The organism is Fictibacillus iocasae (genome assembly GCF_042665465.1).
GTDB lineage: Bacteria > Bacillota > Bacilli > Bacillales > Fictibacillaceae > Fictibacillus > Fictibacillus iocasae.
The window spans coordinates 18,132-37,988 of the sequence record NZ_JBHTCP010000042.1; the positions used below are offsets into that span (position 1 = coordinate 18,132).

General features: G+C 50.4%; 19 protein-coding genes, 1 rRNA gene and 1 riboswitch. Of the genes, 2 read left to right on the forward strand and 18 right to left on the reverse strand.

The features are described from left to right. Nucleotides 1-67 precede the first annotated feature (67 nt). The 3 genes from ACFQPF_RS12530 to ACFQPF_RS12540 are packed head-to-tail and all read right to left on the reverse strand — an operon-like array spanning nt 68 to nt 3,179. Nucleotides 68-382 carry a YerC/YecD family TrpR-related protein gene (locus ACFQPF_RS12530; protein ID WP_379750078.1) on the reverse strand — a complete coding sequence of 105 codons (315 nt, stop codon included), beginning with the start codon at nt 380-382 and terminating at the stop codon, nt 68-70. 15 nt (nt 383-397) lie between these two features. Continuing rightward, the gene (locus tag ACFQPF_RS12535; protein WP_379750079.1) at nt 398-1,417 is read right to left on the reverse strand and encodes a DUF3048 domain-containing protein; all 1,020 of its coding nucleotides are present in this window, start codon (nt 1,415-1,417) and stop codon (nt 398-400) included. Nucleotides 1,418-1,466: 49 nt separating this feature from the next. Further along, nucleotides 1,467-3,179: an adenine deaminase C-terminal domain-containing protein gene (locus ACFQPF_RS12540; RefSeq protein WP_379750096.1), complete on the reverse strand. Its 1,713-nt coding sequence runs from the start codon at nt 3,177-3,179 to the stop codon at nt 1,467-1,469. Nucleotides 3,180-3,304: 125 nt separating this feature from the next. Here ACFQPF_RS12540 and ACFQPF_RS12545 point away from each other — a divergent pair, with 125 nt between their 5' ends. Together ACFQPF_RS12545 and ACFQPF_RS12550 are read left to right on the forward strand one after the other, a co-directional pair. Further along, nucleotides 3,305-3,562: a YgaP family membrane protein gene (locus tag ACFQPF_RS12545; protein WP_379750080.1), complete on the forward strand. Its 258-nt coding sequence runs from the start codon at nt 3,305-3,307 to the stop codon at nt 3,560-3,562. Nucleotides 3,563-3,930: 368 nt separating this feature from the next. Next, the gene (locus tag ACFQPF_RS12550) at nt 3,931-4,017 is read left to right on the forward strand and encodes an EYxxD motif small membrane protein (RefSeq protein ID WP_379750097.1); all 87 of its coding nucleotides are present in this window, start codon (nt 3,931-3,933) and stop codon (nt 4,015-4,017) included. Here the strand turns inward: ACFQPF_RS12550 and purD are convergent. The 15 genes from purD to rrf all read right to left on the reverse strand — a co-directional run bounded on the left by purD (nt 3,995) and on the right by rrf (nt 19,742). After that, complete coding sequence (gene purD / locus ACFQPF_RS12555) at nt 3,995-5,254, reverse strand: phosphoribosylamine--glycine ligase (protein ID WP_379750081.1); 1,260 nt, start codon at nt 5,252-5,254, stop codon at nt 3,995-3,997. The genes ACFQPF_RS12550 and purD overlap by 23 nt on opposite strands. Before the next feature lie 139 nt (nt 5,255-5,393). Further along, complete coding sequence (gene purH / locus ACFQPF_RS12560; RefSeq protein ID WP_379750082.1) at nt 5,394-6,932, reverse strand: bifunctional phosphoribosylaminoimidazolecarboxamide formyltransferase/IMP cyclohydrolase; 1,539 nt, start codon at nt 6,930-6,932, stop codon at nt 5,394-5,396. Then, on the reverse strand, nt 6,929-7,516 hold the full coding sequence (gene purN, locus ACFQPF_RS12565) for a phosphoribosylglycinamide formyltransferase (protein WP_379750083.1): 588 nt from the start codon (nt 7,514-7,516) through the stop codon (nt 6,929-6,931). Before purN ends, purH begins: the two co-directional genes overlap by 4 nt. Further along, complete coding sequence (gene purM, locus ACFQPF_RS12570; protein WP_379750084.1) at nt 7,513-8,556, reverse strand: phosphoribosylformylglycinamidine cyclo-ligase; 1,044 nt, start codon at nt 8,554-8,556, stop codon at nt 7,513-7,515. The genes purN and purM overlap by 4 nt, the downstream gene beginning before the upstream one ends. Before the next feature lie 322 nt (nt 8,557-8,878). Beyond that, nucleotides 8,879-10,297, reverse strand: a complete 1,419-nt coding sequence (gene purF / locus ACFQPF_RS12575) for an amidophosphoribosyltransferase (protein WP_379750085.1) — start codon at nt 10,295-10,297, stop codon at nt 8,879-8,881. Next, nucleotides 10,273-12,504, reverse strand: coding sequence for a phosphoribosylformylglycinamidine synthase subunit PurL (gene purL, locus ACFQPF_RS12580; protein ID WP_379750086.1), 2,232 nt, complete (start codon nt 12,502-12,504; stop codon nt 10,273-10,275). Before purL ends, purF begins: the two co-directional genes overlap by 25 nt. Beyond that, nucleotides 12,479-13,171: a phosphoribosylformylglycinamidine synthase subunit PurQ gene (gene purQ / locus ACFQPF_RS12585; RefSeq protein ID WP_379750087.1), complete on the reverse strand. Its 693-nt coding sequence runs from the start codon at nt 13,169-13,171 to the stop codon at nt 12,479-12,481. The genes purL and purQ overlap by 26 nt, the downstream gene beginning before the upstream one ends. Continuing rightward, nucleotides 13,168-13,422 carry a phosphoribosylformylglycinamidine synthase subunit PurS gene (gene purS / locus ACFQPF_RS12590; RefSeq protein WP_379750088.1) on the reverse strand — a complete coding sequence of 85 codons (255 nt, stop codon included), beginning with the start codon at nt 13,420-13,422 and terminating at the stop codon, nt 13,168-13,170. The genes purQ and purS overlap by 4 nt, the downstream gene beginning before the upstream one ends. After that, nucleotides 13,410-14,132, reverse strand: coding sequence for a phosphoribosylaminoimidazolesuccinocarboxamide synthase (purC, locus tag ACFQPF_RS12595; RefSeq protein ID WP_379750089.1), 723 nt, complete (start codon nt 14,130-14,132; stop codon nt 13,410-13,412). Before purC ends, purS begins: the two co-directional genes overlap by 13 nt. 339 nt (nt 14,133-14,471) lie before the next feature. After that, a complete protein-coding gene (gene purB, locus ACFQPF_RS12600; protein WP_379750090.1) occupies nt 14,472-15,764 on the reverse strand; it encodes an adenylosuccinate lyase in 1,293 nt (430 codons plus the stop codon). Beyond that, entirely contained in the window at nt 15,761-16,915 is a 1,155-nt protein-coding gene (gene purK, locus ACFQPF_RS12605; RefSeq protein ID WP_379750091.1) for a 5-(carboxyamino)imidazole ribonucleotide synthase, read from the reverse strand. The genes purB and purK overlap by 4 nt, the downstream gene beginning before the upstream one ends. Next, nucleotides 16,908-17,396 (reverse strand): 5-(carboxyamino)imidazole ribonucleotide mutase, encoded by a 489-nt coding sequence (purE, locus tag ACFQPF_RS12610; protein ID WP_379750092.1) that lies wholly within the window; start codon nt 17,394-17,396, stop codon nt 16,908-16,910. Before purE ends, purK begins: the two co-directional genes overlap by 8 nt. 126 nt (nt 17,397-17,522) lie before the next feature. Continuing rightward, nucleotides 17,523-17,625, reverse strand: a riboswitch (purine riboswitch). 75 nt (nt 17,626-17,700) lie between these two features. Continuing rightward, nucleotides 17,701-17,901 (reverse strand): NETI motif-containing protein, encoded by a 201-nt coding sequence (locus ACFQPF_RS12615; protein ID WP_379750093.1) that lies wholly within the window; start codon nt 17,899-17,901, stop codon nt 17,701-17,703. A 9-nt stretch (nt 17,902-17,910) separates the two neighbouring features. Next, on the reverse strand, nt 17,911-18,438 hold the full coding sequence (locus ACFQPF_RS12620; RefSeq protein WP_379750094.1) for a DUF2179 domain-containing protein: 528 nt from the start codon (nt 18,436-18,438) through the stop codon (nt 17,911-17,913). A 1,188-nt stretch (nt 18,439-19,626) separates the two neighbouring features. Then, nucleotides 19,627-19,742 (reverse strand): 5S ribosomal RNA (gene rrf / locus ACFQPF_RS12625). Nucleotides 19,743-19,857: the final 115 nt, after the last annotated feature.

Here is a 19,857-nt window from a genome sequence, read left to right on the forward strand (position 1 = left end):
GCGTGATTACTAGCTCTTTCTCTTTTATTCGACAAAAAAAAGAAAAGACCTGCAAACGCTTTACGCGCTACAGGTTTTCTTTTGGCGGATCATTTTCGTGCACGCGCTCAAGCACCATCTGATACGCGTCGTTGCCGAAATTGAGGCAGCGTTTCACACGGGAAATCGTCGCCGTGCTCGCACCCGTTTCGGTTTCAATCTTATGATACGTCTTGCCTTCACGCAGCATGCGTGCCACTTCCAAGCGCTGAGCAAGCGACTGGATCTCGTTCATCGTACAAAGGTCATCGAAGAATCGATAGCATTCTTCTTTATCTTTTAGCGTAAGCACGGATTCAAACAGCTGATCCAGCGCCTTGCCTCTTAGTTTATCGATTTGCATTGATATAGCACTCCTTTATTCCATACTTACACTCTTATCCATCCCAGATGGCACGATGTTCACCCATGTCTTGCCTGGGATCCATTTTCCGCCATCTGGTACGATTCTTCCATTCTCATTTTTCCATGAGATCTGTTGAACCATTCCTCTTTGGAACAATAACGCTTTTCCGCCGGAATGTAAATCGATGTCACGGCGCCCGCTGCTGTCCGCTGTAATATGCTGTGCTTCCACCACGAACACATTTTCCACCGCGATCGGCGTTTCGGTTTCACGATCCATAGAAGGAACGCCATCCATCGACCGGACATACCGATTCTTCTTATCGTCATAGCTGTAAACGATAGATTCACGGCTGTTGTAGCGGACCGTAATCTCGTTAGCCTGATCGCCCTGCAGACGCTTGACTTCTTCTTTCTTTAAAAAAGGAAGAGGTTCGCTTTTCGCTTGCAAAGGATAGCTTAGCATCTCAGCGCCTTTTTCGATGCTTTCTGATGTGATGTACGAGTTATGCGGCGGTTTGCGGAAATCCGCCCGCTCAAAAAGGGTGCCGTCATATTTCATGCCGTTCAGGTTATCGACCGAACCGCTCTCGAGTATATGCTGCGCCTCAGGGCTATAGCCATGCGCGACGAAAAGCGCATCATAGCCCTCGCTCAAGCTTATAAAATAATCACGCGCACTGCGCACCGGGCCGATCACTTTCGGCACCTCGCTTTGGAATATAGCGAGAAACCGCGTGATGTCGCCTTCTGCCAGGACTTCATAGACGATGTCCGCTTGATGAAGACCAGACTGCGGACGCGCTTTCTCATGGTTATTCACCATAACAGCGACCGGCCGGCGCGTGACGTCACTGTTCGTCTGCTTTCCGGTAAGAGGAAACACATATTTGTATGTTTTTTGCTTTTTGACTGATTCAGACGCCTCCGCTTGATCCACTTTGCCGTCTTTTAGAATTTCCTTTGAATCTTTGCATGCTGTCAGCGACACGCTTATGACCAGGCATAATAAAATCAGCAGCCACTTTCTCATGAAGTCACAACCTTTTTACATTCATTCTATTGCCTGATCCTTTTATATATTAACGCATAATAGAAGGAAAAAGTAACCCTTTATTCTTCACATCATAAATTCCGCGCTGTGTAATCCGGATATACGGCAAATGGGTGGAAGAGAAAAACAAAAGACTGTAGATCGGATCCTCGTACTGATAACCGCGTGCACGAAGCGCTTCGGTCAGCGCTTTTTCTTCCCCTATTAATTCTTCGACAGCAGAATTCGACATCCCTCCTGCGAGCGGAAGTTTAATTTCAGCAGCTACTCCCCCATCTTCGGTCAGCACGATTCCGCCTCCGATCTCCTTCGCACGGTCGAACGCCCGCTTCATCTCAGCTTTATTTTTCCCGATCAGCAAAACATCGCCCGTGTTCGAGTACGTGCTCGCAAACCCGGCCAGGTTCTTAGCAAACCCCTTCACGACAGTATTGATCCGCCACTTGCCGTTCCGGTCGACAAGCATGAGGAAGCATTCGTCACTTTCATCATGGATCACATCTACGGTCGTATCAATCGATACATTATAAGGCCGTGTGATGACCGAATTGTACATCTCAATCCCGACGAGTCCGGAGAACCGGAAATCGTCCATCCTAATGTCCCAGTCAAACGTGCGCTTTTGGATGCCGTGTCCGCTCCAGTCAAACTCTTTGTCTCGCTCCGCTTCCACAGCCGCTCCGTCCTTTTTCACCCATTCACCCTTTGCCAGCACCGATTCTGGTACAGGATTGCGGATGTCCGATAAAATGTTCAGATGGGCGATGCGCCCCGGTGCGATCATGCCAAACAAGTGATCAAGCTGATAATAGCGCGCCACATTGTACGATGCCATCTGATACGCATCAATCGGATCGATTTCGGCATCAAGCGCGATTCTGATCATCTCATCTGTCACACCGTTTTGGTAAAAAGCCGGCGTGGATCCATCTGTTGTCATGAAAACACGGTCAAACTGGCTGACACCCTCTTCTTTCAGCTCGCGCAGCAGCTTCGGAAGGTCCGGACGGATAGAAGAATAGCGCAGTGACAGCGTCAAGCCGGCGTTCAAACGGTCGATCGCTTCTGCTCCAGTCATCGCCTCGTGATCACAGTCCACGCCGAGCAGCACCATCTGCTGCAGCGTTTTTTCGGACGCACCAGGCAAGTGCCCTTCTATCCTCTTTCCGGCTTTCTTCGTATCACTCATCCATTGTAATATCGTGTCGTCACCCTGCAGCACGCGCGGCCAGCTAGTCAGCTCTCCGCCCTGCAGCACCCAAGGGCTGTCGAGCAGTTTTTTGATGCTTTTTGTGGAAAAATACTTTTCTTCTTCAAGCAGCTCTGTTTGCGCATCATAACGGCACCACCAGAAAAAGGTCGCAGGCAGCTCGTTCATATCCTCCATTAAAGTAAGCGCTTTCGTAACGTTCAATTCAAAAAGCAACGCAAAGTTATCACAAAGAAACGTCGCCGTCCCGCGCTGCAATGCATATTGACTGAGCGTCTGGGGATTATATAGCTGAAACGGATGGCAGTGCGGCTCGATATAGCTCGGCACCACATATTTTCCGTCCAAATCGATGATTTCCGTGCTGTCCGCGTTCTCTGGCAACCGGCTTCCCCCATACACGATGCGGTCTTCATACAGCCAGATATTCGCGTTGCTCCACGTCCGAAGTGCAGAGTTCAAGTATGCCGCATTTTTTAGGACCTTTGTCGGCGCCAGCTCATTGCGCACAACCGCCGTATGCTTTCTCATCTGCGTTTTATTCCAAAGTGTTAAAGTGCTTCCCACGCCTGTTCACCTGTCTTTTTCTAGAATTCTTTTACTAAGAATAGCACAGAATAAGCGAAAAGTTACAAAGAATGAAAGGGGTTTCATAAATGAGACAAAATATTGGGCTGGTTAACGCGATGATTCGAATTGCTGGAGGTCTGACGGTGCTCGCGGTGTATAGTGCCAAATTTTCCCGTAAGCCGCAGAAAGAGTCGTATATCCTGATGATGATGCTCGGCGCGATGAAGGTGGCAGAAGGCGTCGTCCGCTTCTGTCCTGTCACCGAGCTGTTCCACGTGACGAAGGAAATCAATGAGATGAAGATTGATGATATTGCGGATAGTGATATCGTGAATCCGTCTTAAAAATATAAGCCTAACTTCGTTTATATGAAGAATTCGGAGAAATGGTTGATTTCCGTTACAGCCGCACGCTTATCCAGAGGGTGAGGCGGAAAACGCGGGTGGGCTCGTTTAGCCTAGGGCAAGCAAATGAGAAAGGGACCTAAAGGATCGGTTTGTGACTTATTGGACACTGGCTCATTTGACCTCGAGGGGCTAGCCGCACCTTTCACTGCAATCAACCTGATTCAAGGAGTACACGGATGTAGTAAAAGAGAAGTTCATAATCGCAACTTCATGTAAGTCATTTATTTTTAAGAAACTTTAGGGTAATTGAAAAAAGCGGCGCTGGGCCGCTTTTGGGAGGTATGGCTATGTCGTGGGAGTTTGTGATGGATTCTTTGTTCTTGTATGCTTTGGTTATTGGCTGTGTTGTGGCGGTGCTGTTTGTGTATATCAAAAAGCGGCGCGCGCGGTAGCTTTGTCTCCGATATCGGTTCGGTAGAAGGAGCCGGCGCAGTTGATTTTGGATAGTGTTTGATAGGCTTGTTTTTGTGCGTCTGAGAGGGTAGCGCCGAGTGCTGCCGTGAGCAGGATGCGTCCTCCGTCTGTGACGAGTTCACCGGCGGTTTTTTTCGTGCCGGCGTGGAAAATGAATTCGTTTTCAGGCAGACCGGTGATGGGAACGCCTTTGTCATAGTCTTCCGGATAACCGCCCGAGGCGAGAACAACCCCTACTGCCGCTTCACTGCGCCATTTCAGCTGCACGGGCTTGTTGTCCAGGATGTCTAAGATTAGCTGCGCCAGGTCGTTTTCCAGGCGAGGCAAAATCACTTGTGTTTCCGGATCGCCGAAACGGGCGTTGAACTCGATGACTTTCGGTCCGTCCGCTGTGAGCATGAGGCCAGCGTATAAGATACCGGTAAAAGGGCGGCCTTCTGCTGCCATCGCTTTGGCGGCTTGGTTGAGCACCGTTTCGACGGATGCGGCCACCGCACTGCCAGGTATTTGCGGCACGGGTGAGTATGCGCCCATCCCGCCTGTGTTCGGTCCTTTGTCTCCGGTGAACGCGCGCTTGTGGTCCTGCGCGATTTCCATCGGGTACACGGTCTCGCCATGCACGAAAGCCATGAGCGAGAACTCTTCGCCCTGAAGAAATTCCTCAATGACCACTTTGCTGCCGGCTGATTGAAATTTATGGTTGAGCAAGATATCCTCAAGCCCTGCCTTGGCTTCCTCAAGTGTCATCGCCACGATCACACCTTTTCCTGCCGCAAGCCCGTCCGCCTTAAGGACGATCGGCGCGCCTTTTTGCTGCACATACGACCATGCCTCGTCAAAATCGGTGAACGTTTCATAATCAGCGGTCGGGATGCTGTATGTTTTCATGAGCTGCTTCGCGAATGATTTGCTGCCTTCAATTTCGGCGGCGGCTTTTGTCGGCGCGAAGATTTTCAGCCCTTCTACTTGGAATGCGTCGGCGAGTCCTTCGAGCAGCGGCACCTCTGGACCGACAAATGTGAGATCAATTTCGCGGCTTCTCACAAATTTGATGAGCGACTGGATATCATTTTCCTGAATGTCCACGCATTCGGCAATGTTGTCGATTCCCGGGTTTCCGGGCGCCGCGAACACTTTCGTCACCGATGGACTGCTGGCAAACTTCCAGACAAGCGCGTGCTCCCTGCCTCCCCTTCCGATCACTAAAACCTTCATGATGAAACCTCCCCGCGAGTTAATTTCGGTGTATCTGCAAATAAAGTTGTCAGATTCGCAAATAAATTTTCAAACTTGCAAATAAAATATTGGAATTTGCAAATAAACTTCTCAAATCCGCAAATAAACGCGGAAAACCTTAATGTTTGAAGTGCCGGACCCCTGTGAATACCATCGCGATGCCGTATTCGTCGGCTTTTTTTATCGAATCTTCGTCGCGAACGGAGCCTCCTGGCTGAATAATGGCTGTTATGCCGGCTTTTGCTGCAGCTTCGACGGTATCATCCATCGGAAAGAACGCATCTGATCCGAGCGCCGAGCCTTTTGCGAGTTCGCCAGCCTGCTCGATGGCGATTTTCGCTGCGCCGACGCGGTTCATCTGGCCAGCACCAACTCCGACGGTCATCTCATCGCGCGCCAGGACGATGGCGTTGGATTTCACATGCTTGACGACCTTCCAAGCTAGCTTCAGATCGGCCCACTCTTTTTCTGTCGGCTGGCGTTTCGTCGGAACACTCACATTCGCCTCATCTAATCCGAATGCGTCTTCGTCCTGGACGAGCATGCCGCCAGCAATGGTTGTGATCTTTTTGCCGATTACGCCGTGCTTCTCAAACGGTACGATCATCAGGCGGATATTTTTCTTTTGCGTCAAAACCGCTAGTGCTTCCTCTGAAAAAGAGGGCGCGATGACGATTTCCAGGAAAATTTCGCTCATTTTTTCAGCGGTCGGCTTGTCGATCTCCACGTTTGACGCGATAATGCCGCCGAAAATCGAGACCGGATCGGCTTCATACGCACGTTTGAACGCTTCCGCCACATCGCGCCCTGTGCCGACTCCGCAAGGGTTCATATGCTTAACCGCAACAACAGCCGGGTCGATGAATTCTCTGACGATCGCTAGCGCCGCATCAGCATCGTTAATGTTGTTGTACGACAACTCTTTTCCGTGCAGTTGCTGTGCGTTGGCGACAGACAGCACGGGTCCGAGCGGCTTCGAGTAAAACGCGGCCTTTTGATGCGGGTTCTCGCCGTAACGCAAATCCTGCTTTTTCTCAAATGTAACGGTGTATGACTCAGGATGCTCTTCTTCCACCTGCTGCGTTAAATACTCGGCGATCAGGGCGTCGTATGCAGCGGTGTGGCGGAACGTTTTAGCCGCGAGACGGCGGCGCGTTTCCACGCTTACCGCTTGATGCTGCTGCAGCTCATCCAGCACAAGACCGTAGTCTTTAGGATCGACCACCACGGTAACGTACGCGTGGTTCTTGGCTGCCGAACGAAGCATGCTCGGCCCGCCGATGTCAATGTTCTCAATCGCATCACTAAAGGCTGCGTTCTCTTTGGCAATCGTCTGCTTGAACGGATAGAGGTTCACGACAACAAGGTCGATCGGCTTGATCCCGTTCTCTTCCATCTGGGTGCGGTGGCTTTCATTGTCTCTTACCGCTAAAAGTCCGCCGTGAATCATCGGGTGCAATGTTTTCACGCGGCCGTCCATGATCTCAGGAAATCCTGTCACGTCAGAAATGCCAGTGACGGGAATGCCCGCCTCGAGCAGCGCCTTGCTCGTCCCGCCTGTTGAAATGATTTCGACGCCGCGTTCTGCGAGCGCTTTTGCAAACGGCAATAAACCTTCTTTGTCAGATACGGATATTAGTGCTCGTTGGATGCTCATTTTGTTATGCCTCCTGCCAGTTGATTGTGAAGTAGTGTTTGCAATACTCTTGGATACAGCTCATGCTCTGTTTTTTGGATGCGCGCCTGCAGCGTTTCTCGCGTGTCGCCTTCTTGCACCGGAACCGCTGCCTTCTCGATGACTGGGCCTGTGTCCATGCCGCTGTCCACATAATGAATGGTGACGCCTGTCTCCTGCACACGTGCGGCAAGCGCCTGTCCAACCGCGTCTTTACCCGGGAAATACGGAAGAAGCGACGGGTGGATGTTTACCATCCTGCCTTCAAACGCAGATAGCAGCACCGTACCGACGAGGCGCATATACCCCGCCAGTGCGATAAACTGCACATCATGCTTCTGCAATTCTTGTAAAATCTCTTGCTCGTACTCTTCTTTTGAGGAATATTCTTTTGCGTTAAAAATGAACGCTGATATCCCCGCTTTTGCCGCACGCTTTACTGCGTACGCGCCTGGTTTGTCGCAAACGAGCAGTTTAATAGAAGCAGACAGCGTTCCTTCTGCTGCCGCGTCGAGCAGCGCCTGAAAATTCGAGCCGCTGCCTGATGCAAATACGGCTACGTTCATGAAAGTTCACCGCCGCCAAATATCACGCCGTCGCCTTTTTTTACACGGCCGATCAAGTATGGTGTCTCTCCTGTGCGTTCGAGTGTTCTAATTACCGATGTCATATCATCACTATCGACCGCTAGCACCATGCCGATGCCCATGTTAAAGGTGGTGAACATCTCACCGCGGCCGATGTTACCAGCTTTCTCCACCATCTCAAAAACAGGAGGTATCGGCCACGATCCGTAATCCACTTCTGCACAAAGCCCGTCAGGCAGCATGCGCGGAATGTTTTCGATAAAACCGCCGCCCGTAATGTGAGCTGCACCGTGGATGTTGAACGACTCAAACACCTCCAGCAGCGGCTTCACATAAATTTTGGTCGGTGTTAAAAGCTCAGCGCCGAGTGTACGACCGCTCAGTTCAGCGAATGTGTCAGACAAGCTGTATCCTGCCTGATCGAGCAGCACCTTGCGCACAAGAGAAAATCCGTTGCTGTGCAGGCCGCTGGACGAAAGGCCGATCAACACGTCGCCTTCCTTCACGTTCTCGGGCTTTAGCAGCTTCGACTTTTCGGCGATTCCGACTGAAAAACCGGCGATGTCGTATTCGCCGTCCGGATAAAATCCTGGCATCTCCGCCGTTTCGCCGCCGATAAGGGCGCAGCCTGCACTCTCACAGCCGTCAGCGATGCCTTTTACAATTTGCTCTGCTTTTTCAGGAACAAGCTTGCCGCATGCCAGGTAATCTAAAAAGTAAAGCGGCTCTGCTCCTTGCGCAGCGATGTCGTTTACGCACATGGCGACAGCATCGATGCCAATCGTATCGTGCGTATCTAGCATGAACGCGAGCTTCAGCTTCGTCCCAACGCCATCTGTTCCGGATACTAATACCGGCTCTTTATGCTTGATGTTGGACAGATCAAACATGGCGCCAAACCCGCCAAGACCTGCCATCACCTCAGGACGCGCTGTTCTCAGTGCATGCTTCTTCATCCGTTCGACTGCCTCATAGCCAGCCTCTATATTAACCCCCGCCTGCTTATATGCTTCAGCCATCGTGAATCCTCCTAAGTTCGGGGTCCGGTACCATTTTACCGGACCCCGTGCTAGTTCAGTGCTGTTGTTAAATGGTACCGGACCCCATTGTTTATATGCCGAGTTACGCTAACATTTTCTTTGATGTCTTCAAACATCTGGGGTCCGGTACCAAGAATTTGGCTTCCGTGCCCTGTTTGGCTAACATGGTCTTCGATGTTTCAAACATCTGGGGTCCGGTACCAAGATAATTATCTTCGATATTATCAACCCCGTTATTGGTACCGGACCCCACTGTGGGAGGCTTCGCTGTTTTTGGCCTTCCCTTTGGGATGCTAAAAAGTTAAACCATCTCTTTTTCGTATGGCATGACGGTGTCTGGGTAGATTTCTGTTGGGTACTTGCCGGTGAAGCAGGCGACGCATTGGCCGCAGTTTGGTTCGTTTTGCGGTCTGCCAATTCCCCGGAACAGCCCGTCGAGCGTGATGAAGGCGAGCGAGTCGGCGCCGATCATCTCACAGATTTCGTCTGGTGTGTGCTTAGAGGCAATCAGCTCCTCGCGCTCGGACGTATCGATGCCGTAGTAGCATGGATGGGCAATGGGCGGTGCGGTGATGCGTACGTGCACCTCCGTCGCACCTGCCGCGCGCAGCATGCCGACGATGCGGCGGCTTGTTGTGCCGCGCACGATGGAGTCGTCGACCATGACGACTCGCTTGCCTTCGACAATTGCCCGGACTGGCGACAGCTTCATTTTCACACCAAGCTCGCGCAGTTCCTGTGACGGCTGTATGAACGTGCGTCCAACGTATCGGTTTTTGATCAAGCCGATTTCATACGGAATGCCTGATGCTTCGGCATAGCCGATGGCCGCTGAGATGCTGGAATCGGGTACGCCTGTTACGACATCGGCTTCGACTGGCGCTTCCATGGCCATCACTTTACCAAGAGACTTTCGTGCGGCGTGGACGTTGATGCCTTCGATGTTGCTGTCTGGCCGAGAAAAGTAGATGTATTCCATCGAACACATGGACCGTTGTACAGATGTGGAGAAGAACTCAGAAGTGAGTCCATCGTTATTAATCACAAGCAGTTCGCCTGGCTGGACATCGCGCAAATACTGGGCACCGACCACATCAAACGCGCATGTTTCGCTCGCTATCACATACGCATCGCCCAATATGCCGATCGACAGCGGACGCAAACCGTTCGGATCGCGTGCTACCATAATTTCTGTTTCAGTCATAATAAGAAAAGAGTAAGCGCCTTTTAGCATGGTTAGAGCGTTTTTCACACGATCCTTCAAATTACTATAGCCGCTTCTCTTGATCAAATGAGCGAGTACCTCAGTATCAGAACTCGTCTGAAAAATGCTGCCCTGTGACTCGAGCTGATGCTTGAGTGCATTGGCGTTCACCAAGTTTCCGTTATGCGCGAGTGCGAGTGAGCCTGTCTGTGAACGGAACAGCAGCGGCTGGACGTTCGCGTATTCTGCTCCGCCTGCTGTCGCATAACGGACGTGAGCGATTGCCGCCATACCTGTCAGGTCCTCGAGCTCGCCTTTTCCGAACACTTCGTTCACGAGTCCGTGCCCTTTATGCATTTTCAGCCGCTCGCCGTCTGTCACGACGATGCCGGCGCCTTCCTGGCCGCGGTGCTGCATGCTGTGAAGTCCGTAATACGATAACTGTGCTGCTTCACGGCTTCCCCATATGCCAAACACGCCGCATTCTTCGTTTAAGCCTTTGATGTCAGCAAGCATGGGATGGCTCCTCTCCAAGCTTTCTCCAATTCTTCATGACTGCATTTCACGAGCTCACGGCCTTCTGCACCATCGATCGAGAGCCCTGGCTCCTGCCTGACGAACCCGATCTGCACCGCGTCACTCATCACGTTTTCAAAATCTGCTGCATGCTCCGGTTTAACAGTCAGTATGAAGCGTGACTGTGACTCGCCGAAAAGGGAACCGCTCTCGTCACCTTCTAAAACGACAGAAGCTCCAATGTTTCCGTTCATCACACACTCTGCCAAAGCAACAGCCGCCCCGCCTTCTGCCACATCATGCGCCGACTGCACGTAGCCTTTTTGAATCGCCTTTAAAAGCTGCTCTTGGCGCATCCATTCTACCTCAAGATCCAATTCAGGCGCTTTGCCGGAAATCGAGCCTGCCAGCATTTTCTGCAGCTCGCTTCCGCCAAACTCCGCTTTGCTCTCACCGACAAGATAGATCAGGTCTCCTGCGTTTTTAAAATGCTGTGTTGTGATATGCTCGATGTTCTCGATCAGCCCAACCATACCGATGACCGGCGTTGGGTAGACCGCGACTCCGTTCGTTTCATTGTAAAGCGACACGTTTCCGCCGATGACCGGTGTCTCGAGCTTGCGGCACGCCGCGCTCATGCCGTCTGCTGCTTTTTCAAGCTGCCAGAAGATTTCCGGCTTTTCTGGGTTTCCGAAGTTCAAGCAATCTGTTACCGCGAGCGGCTTTGCACCTGAACATACGAGATTGCGAGCCGCTTCGGCTACGGCAATCTTACCGCCCACTTCTGGATCGAGATATAAATAGCGAGAGTTGCAGTCGGTTGTCATCGCGAGCGCTTTTTCCTTGCCGCGAATCCTCACAACCGCTGCATCCGAGCCTGGCGCGACCGCCGTGTTCGTGCGGACCATATAATCATATTGATTGAACACCCACTCTTTGCTCGCGATCGTCGGCTGAGATAACAGCTGAAGCAATGTTTCTTTGTAGCTATCAATCTCTGGCACGTAAGGATCGGCAGTCTGGAATTCTGCAAAATAAGCCGGTTCACTCGATGGCTTGTTGTACACCGGTGCGTCTTCTGCAAGCGCGTCGACTGGCAGCTCTGCCACGACCTCGCCGTGATGTAGCAATCGCAGCACTTTTTCGTCAATAACTGACCCGATTGTGACGGCGTCTAGATCCCATTTTTCGAAATAAGCCGCCGCTTCGTGCTCGCGTCCTTTTTCAACAACTAAAAGCATGCGTTCCTGTGACTCAGAAAGCATCATCTCGTATGCCGTCATGCCCGTTTCGCGCTGCGGCACGAGGTCAAGGTTCATCTCAATCCCAACGCCCGCTTTACTCGCCATTTCAGCAGAAGAGCTCGTTAGTCCCGCTGCACCCATATCCTGAATGCCAACGAGAGCGTCACAGCCTTGAATCACTTCTAGGCACGCTTCCATCAGCAATTTTTCCATGAACGGATCGCCGACTTGTACGGCCGGTCGTTTTTCTTCAGACGCATCCGTCAGTTCTTCGGAAGCGAACGTCGCACCGTGAATGCCGTCGCGCCCTGTTTTCGCGCCAACGTACATGACCGAGTTGCCGATGCCGTGCGCCTGCCCTTTTTTAATATCTTTATGATCGATAAGGCCAACACACATCGCGTTCACGAGCGGGTTGCCTTCGTATGACGCGTCGAACTGCACCTCGCCGCCGACTGTCGGGATGCCGATGCAGTTGCCGTAGCCGGCGATGCCTGCTACCACTTGCTCGAACAAATATTTTACACGCTCACTCTCGAGCTCACCGAAACGTAGGGAGTTTAATAGTGCGATCGGACGCGCGCCCATCGAGAACACGTCACGGATGATACCGCCGACACCTGTCGCTGCGCCCTGGTACGGCTCAATCGCGGACGGGTGATTGTGCGATTCAATTTTAAAAACAACCGCCTGGCCGTCACCAATGTCCACGATCCCAGCGCCTTCGCCAGGTCCTTGCAGCACGTGCTTGCCTTCCACCGGAAACTTGCGCAGCACCGGCTTCGAGTTTTTATACGAACAATGCTCGCTCCACATAACCGAGAACAACCCGGTTTCCGTCCAGTTCGGGAGACGTCCGATGATGCTTTGAATCAGTTCAAACTCGTTGTCACTTAAGCCCATTTCACGGTATAAACGCTGTTCCTTGATTTGTTGATCACTTGGTTCCTGATGAGATAACATGGCTTTCCCTCCAGCTCTTTACAATCGATTGGAATAGCTTTAATCCGTCCTCGCTGCCAAGCAGCTTTTCAACCGCGCGTTCCGGGTGCGGCATCATGCCGAGCACGTTTCCGGCGCGGTTCGTAATGCCTGCAATATCGGCGACCGATCCGTTCGGGTTGCTGGCGTAGCGGAACACGATCTGGTTGTTTTTCTCCAGCTCCTGAAGGGCATCATCGTCACAAAAATAGTTTCCTTCGCCATGAGCGACTGGAATCGTGATAACCTCGCCCTTTTCATAGCTGTTCGTGAACATCGTCGCGTTGTTTTCCACCACAAGCTTTTCCGGACGGCAGATGAATTTCAGCGATTCGTTTCGTCTCATCGCGCCAGGCAATAGACCCGCTTCGAGAAGAATTTGAAATCCGTTACAGACGCCAAGGACTGGCTTTCCGGCATTCGCCGCTTTTACGACTTCTTCCATCACGTTCGCGAAACGCGCGATTGCACCTGTGCGAAGATAGTCGCCGTACGAAAACCCGCCAGGCAATAAAATACCGTCAAATCGGCTTAAGTCACGTTCTGTATGCCAAACATATTCTGCTTCACTCCCGAGCGTATCGGCCACCGCGTGGTACATGTCGGTGTCACAGTTCGAGCCCGGGAACACAATCACCGCGAATCTCACTGTGCGACGACCTCCTCCACCTCATACGTGTAGTCTTCAATGACCGGGTTGGAAAGCAGCTTGCGGCACATTTCATTCACTTTTTCATCGATATCATAATCGCCTTCTTCAAACGTCAGCTCTAGATACTTGCCGATGCGCACGTCCGACACCTCTGTGTGAGACATTTTGTGAAGCGATCCTTTTACAGCTGAACCTTGTGGATCTAGAACACTTTCTTTTAAGGTGACAAATACTTTTACTTTGTACATGGTACTCCTCCTAGGCGTTCTAAAATTTTTTCGTACGCTGCTGCTAGATTGCCGAGATCTCGGCGGAATACATCTTTATCAAGCTTTTCATTCGTTTCGCTGTCCCATAAACGGCACGTGTCAGGCGAGATCTCATCTGCTAAAAGGAGCTGCCCTTTTTCATCCGTTCCGTACTCAAGCTTAAAGTCGACGAGCTTCACATTTTTTGACGCGAAGTATGATGTGAGCACGTCATTCACACGCAGCGCTTTCTCGCGCATTTCGGTCAGCTGATCTGGCGTGGCAAGGTTTAAAATCGCGATATGATCGTCGTTGATGAGCGGATCACCGAGCTCGTCGTTTTTATAATAAAATTCGACGATCGTCTGCGGCAGGATTTCGCCTTCTGTCAGACCAAGGCGTTTCGCGAGTGTACCAGCCGCGATGTTACGGACGACCACTTCAATCGGCACGATGCTCACTTTTTTCACAAGCTGATCAGTCTCAGACAGACGGGTGACAAAGTGAGACGGTATGCCTTCAGCCGCCAGCATCTCAAACAATAACGAGGAAATCTCATTGTTCAAACGCCCCTTGCCTTCAATCACAGCCTTCTTCTCGCCATTAAACGCCGTCGCGCTGTCTTTATAGCTGATCCAAACCGTGCTCTCGTCACTCGTCCGATAAATTCTCTTCGCCTTTCCCTCGTACAGCATCTCCAGCTTCTCCACGGTACACAGCCCCTTCGTTTCCGCAATATTAGGAATCTTCAATCTTTAATGATTAAAAAAGAGAAAGGGAGATTGTCGTGAAGTTTCAGTTCGTTCTCCCATTTTCTAAATATCCTAACTAAACTTTGAAAGACATATCATTAAGTTACTTCTAAAAAAACACCTTGAATTCTTCTAAGCTAAAAGTTGATTGAAGTGTAAGGTGCCGACTCCTGCGGGATGAGTGAGAAGGTGAGACCCTTCAATGGCGCGTGCGACGAAGGGGCTCACCGCTCACCCCGCGGAAAGCGTGCACCTGAAACGTAAATCAACTACTCCAGTGAATTCTTATCATGTTTTTTAAAGACCCAATCTTTCAAAAATCGTATCAACCTGTGACAGGTGGTACGAATAATCAAAGCAATCTTCAATCTCGGCTGGTGTTAATTTTTCTGTGATCTGCGGCTCTGCCTCAATTAGTGTGCGGAACTGGACGCCTTCTTCCCATGCTTGCATCGCTTTTGGCTGGACGATGTCGTAGGCGGCTTCGCGTGCCATGCCTTTGTCGATCAGCTTAAGCAACACGCGCTGCGAGTAGATCAAGCCGTACGTGCGGGCCATGTTGCGCTTCATGTTCTCTGGGAACACCGTCAAATTTTTCACGATGTTGCCAAAGCGATTCAGCATATAGTTCAACAAGATCGTCGCATCTGGCAGGATGATGCGCTCAGCAGATGAATGCGATATATCGCGTTCGTGCCAAAGCGATACGTTCTCAAACGCCGTCATCATGTGGCCGCGGATGACACGCGCGAGCCCTGTCATGTTCTCAGAGCCGATCGGGTTGCGCTTATGCGGCATAGCGGACGAACCTTTCTGGCCTTTTGCGAAAAACTCTTCCACCTCGCGCGTTTCGCTCTTTTGCAATCCGCGAATTTCTGTCGCGAACTTTTCGATGCTCGTCGCAATCAAAGCAAGTGTGGACACGTAATGAGCGTGGCGGTCACGCTGCAATGTTTGCGTGGAGATCGGCGCTGCTTCAAGCCCAAGATTCTCACACACATATTTTTCAACGAACGGGTCGATGTTCGCGTATGTACCGACTGCACCCGACAGCTTGCCGACACGAACCGTTTCTGCCGCCTGCTTAAAGCGCTCCACGTTGCGCTTCATTTCTTCGTACCAAAGAGCAAGCTTCAAACCGAACGTCGTCGGCTCAGCATGAACGCCGTGTGTGCGACCCATCATGACTGTGTACTTATGTTCTTTCGCCTTTTCACCTAAAATCGCGACAAAACGGTCAAGGTCAGCGGCTAAAATGTTGTTCGCCTGCAGCAGCATGTAGGAAAGCGCTGTGTCGACCACATCTGTGGACGTGAGGCCATAATGGACCCATTTGCGTTCTTCTCCAAGTGTCTCCGATACGGCGCGTGTGAACGCGACGACATCATGGCGCGTTTCTTGCTCGATTTCATGAATGCGGTTCATATCGAACGACGCGTTTTCACGCAGCTTTACAACGTCTTCTTTCGGGATGTCTCCGAGCTCTGCCCACGCTTCACAAGCAAGGATCTCGACCTCGAGCCATGCGTTAAAGCGGTTCTCATCTGTCCAAATCGCACCCATTTCCGGGCGTGTATAGCGTTCAATCATGATTGTACCTCCGTCGGTTTCTTCGGGAACACTTTATCGAGAATTCGGCTGGATTCGGCCATCGCCTCGTCAATCGTCTCGCCGAGCACTGTGATATGTCCCATTTTACGTTTCGTTTTCGCTTCTTCTTTTCCGTACAGATGAAGTTTAGCTTCTTTCAATTCTGATAAGTGGTTCAGTATGCTCTCTATATGTTCTCCCAAAACGTTGATCATCACAGCCGGTTTTAGTAGCTTTGTACTGCCGAGCGGCATTCCCGTGATCGCGCGGATATGCTGGTCGAACTGCGATACGGCGCATGCCTCGATCGTATAGTGGCCCGAGTTGTGCGGACGCGGCGCGAGCTCGTTCACGTATAATGTACCGTCTTTGGCCGCGAACATCTCGACGGCGAGCGTTCCGACTAAGTCGAGCTCAGCCGCGATCATACGTGCCATACGCTTCGCCTTCATTTCGACCTCTGAGGTGATTCGTGCCGGCACGATCGTCTGATGAAGGATGTTGTCCACATGTATGTTTTCTGCGACCGGGAACGTTGTCACTTCACCATTCACTCCGCGCGTGATGATAACCGAAATCTCTTTTTCAAAAGGAACCCACGCTTCGAGCACGAAATCATTGCCGTACTTTAGCAGCTCTTCTGCAATGGAAAAATCTTTGTGTGAACGAATGACAACCTGCCCTTTGCCGTCATATCCACCTCGGCATGTTTTCAGTACCGCAGGCAATCCCGTGTACTGTACTGCATCTAACAGCGATTCACCGTCATGCACCGGACGGAACGGAGCGATCTTCACGCCTGCTGCAAACAGCGTTTCTTTTTCACGCAAACGGTGCTGTGTGACTTCTAACAAACGGCTTCCCTGCGGCAGGTTCGCGTTGTTCTCCAGCCATTTTGCCGACTTTACATCGACGTTCTCAAACTCGTATGTGATCACGTCTGATTTTTCAGCAAGCTCCTTAATCCCGTTCTCATCATCATAAGCCGTCACAATTTCAAGATCGCTCACTTGACCGCACGGCGAGTCGGTCGCAGGTTCAAGCACAGTCACACGGTATCCCATCTCACGCGCGCTGAGCGCCATCATACGTCCAAGCTGTCCGCCGCCTAATATTCCGATCGTCTGCCCTGGCAACACTGTCTTAAACAAGCTGATCACTGCTTTCTAGAACCGCCGCTTCAGTCGCCGCGCGTCTTTGGATTAGTTTTTCACGCAATGTAGTGTCTTGGTTGGCGAGAATCTGCGATGCGAGAAGTCCGGCATTCGTCGCGCCCGCCTTGCCGATCGCGACCGTTGCAACCGGTACGCCGCCTGGCATCTGGACGATCGATAGCAGCGAATCGAGGCCGTTCAGCGCTTTGGACTGAACCGGCACGCCGATTACCGGGACCGTCGTCTTTGCCGCGACCATGCCGGGAAGGTGCGCTGCGCCGCCTGCTCCTGCAATAATTATCTGCAATCCTCGCTCATGTGCTGATTCCGCGTATTGATACATCAGGTCAGGGGTCCGGTGCGCCGAAACCACTTTCTTTTCATATTCGACTCCAAGCTCATCAAGTATGTCGCACGCATGCTGCATCGTCTCCCAATCTGACGTGCTTCCCATGATCACTCCGACTTTTATAGGCATAGCATACTGTCCTCCTTAAATTTTCAGAAAAATAAAAAAATCCAGCAGGGTGGACTCATCTCTACGAAACTGTGAGAGAAAGCCGCCTGTCTGGACATACTTTGCCTGAATGCATATAAAGATGACAGAATAAAAGCTTTCCCTCATAGTCTGATGAATTACTGGACATCAGGTAGAGACTTACGGGCCGTATCCCCGAAATTATATGAGGGCGATATTCATCTGATTTCATTGTAGCAATGGTGGTAGCATTCGTCAACGAAAATCGAACGATGAATGTGTTATTGGTTTAATTGTTCGGTTTTTAGACTAATTTCCCTTCGAACACGATGCGCTGTTCTTTAACTTCTACTTCAATCTTGCCGTTCTGCTTGACTTCGTGAAAAACGGGCTCTTCCATTCGCCTAACTGGCATGTAGCCTTCTGCCGCCATGCGGTCTAGACACTGCGAGATGGTTTCACCTTGTTCAACCTGAAACTTCTTTTTCGTTGGTTTCTTTTCCATTACAGCTTGCTACCTCCTGATGCTCTTCACCCAGAATCCGCCATGAAACGCTTTTGGCTCATGCGAGATGATAAACGCCTTTGGATCCAGGTGCTTGACCGTCTCATACAGACTTTTCTCCGATTTCCTCGATGTGAGGATCTCCATCATGAGTCTCTGCCCCTCACGCCCATGTGCCATCCAGTCTGTCACACCAAACCCTTTGGAGCGGATCTGGTTTGGCAAATCAGATGCCAGCTCAGTCGTGATCACATTGACAGTAATATAGCCGAGTGCGAGCTTCTCCTCAATCTTCATGCCGACCAGTACGCCTAAGCCGTAGCCGACCGCATATGCGATCAGGTTCTGGATCTTGTCCAGGTTCTCGAGCACGAGCCCTAGCCCGACGACATAGATGATGACTTCAAAAACAGAGATAAACGCCGCTAAATAACGCTGGTTTTTTAGCGTCAGGATCATTCGTATTGTAAAAAAGGATACATACACAATATTAATTAAAAGGATGATGGCAACCATCATTAACCCGTTGTTTAACATGATGACCTCCTGCTGCTTGCCTTCTTTTGTTGCTTTTTAAAATTTTTGTCTAAACACTTCTGTCTAGGATAACATTTTTTGAAACACATGGAAAATGGAGATTTTTCCAGAGGAAATATTTATTTAAGATTAGTTGTTTATGATTAAAAGAAATTATAGCAACTTCTGTTGCTGATAGAAATCAAGGGAGTTGTTGATTTCCGTTACAGGCGCACGCTTTCCGCAGGGTGGGCGGTGAGCCCCTTCGTCGCAAGCGCCATTGAAGGGTCTCACCTGTCCCACTTATCCTGCAGGAGTCGGCGCCTTACACTCCAATCAACTTTTTCAATGAAGGATTCGGGAAGATTTAAAAAATGTTTACAATGTCTTTCATAGCAACATACCCCTAAGCATTAAGCTATCAAACATATCTGGAAGAAAATTAGGTTGTTATTTTCATGTGTTAAACCAGTTTAAATGAGGGCTCGCCGGTTAAATTTGATTCTCGTCCGAAAATGTCGTGTTTCCGTCCGAGAATTTTGTATTTTCGGCCGAAAATCAGCCGTTTATGCCCGCTAATTTTTTTGAAGGTAGAAAAGTGACCAGATGATAACTGGTTTTTGTTATCTTCTGGCTTGTTTTGGGGTTGAGGCTTCTTGTGGTTTTGTTCGTGCGACCTGTTTATGTGGATTTTGACTCGTAAATGGCGCGAATTGACCTAATTTCCATCAAGTTTGACTCGCATAGCTTCTTGGAATCGCTCAAGCTTCCTTTTTTTTTAATACTAAAAAGAAGATAACCGGTGTTTGGTTATCTTCTACCTTGTTCTTAACGATTCAACAATGCCCCTAAAATAAAAAAAAGATAGGCCGATTATGCAATCGGCCTACCTTTTTTGCCTAGCGACGTCCTACTCTTACAGGGGGAAACCCTAAAGCTACCATCGGCGCTGAAGAGCTTAACTTCCGTGTTCGGTATGGAGCCGACAGCCTGTGATTGCTTCTTTGCTGGCTTGTGACGAGGAATCCACTTCTGTGGCTAGGCTAGAAGACGCAGGAACAGGACGATGCTTAACCCACAAGCTTCTTTGTTCTAATACAAAAAGAAGATAACTGGTGTTTGGTTATCTTCTACCATGCTCTTTTCTTTTCAAAAATGCTCTGAAAACAAAAAAAGATAGGCCGATTATGCAATCGGCCTACCTTTTTTGCCTAGCGACGTCCTACTCTTACAGGGGGAAACCCCCAACTACCATCGGCGCTGAAGAGCTTAACTTCCGTGTTCGGTATGGGAACGGGTGTGGCCTCTTCGCCATCATCACTAGACCTTATTTTGTTGAAAGATTGCTCTTTCAAAACTAGATATCGACGTTTCCAAACGTTATAAGGATAAGCCCTCGACCGATTAGTATCTGTCAGCTCCACGTGTCGCCACGCTTCC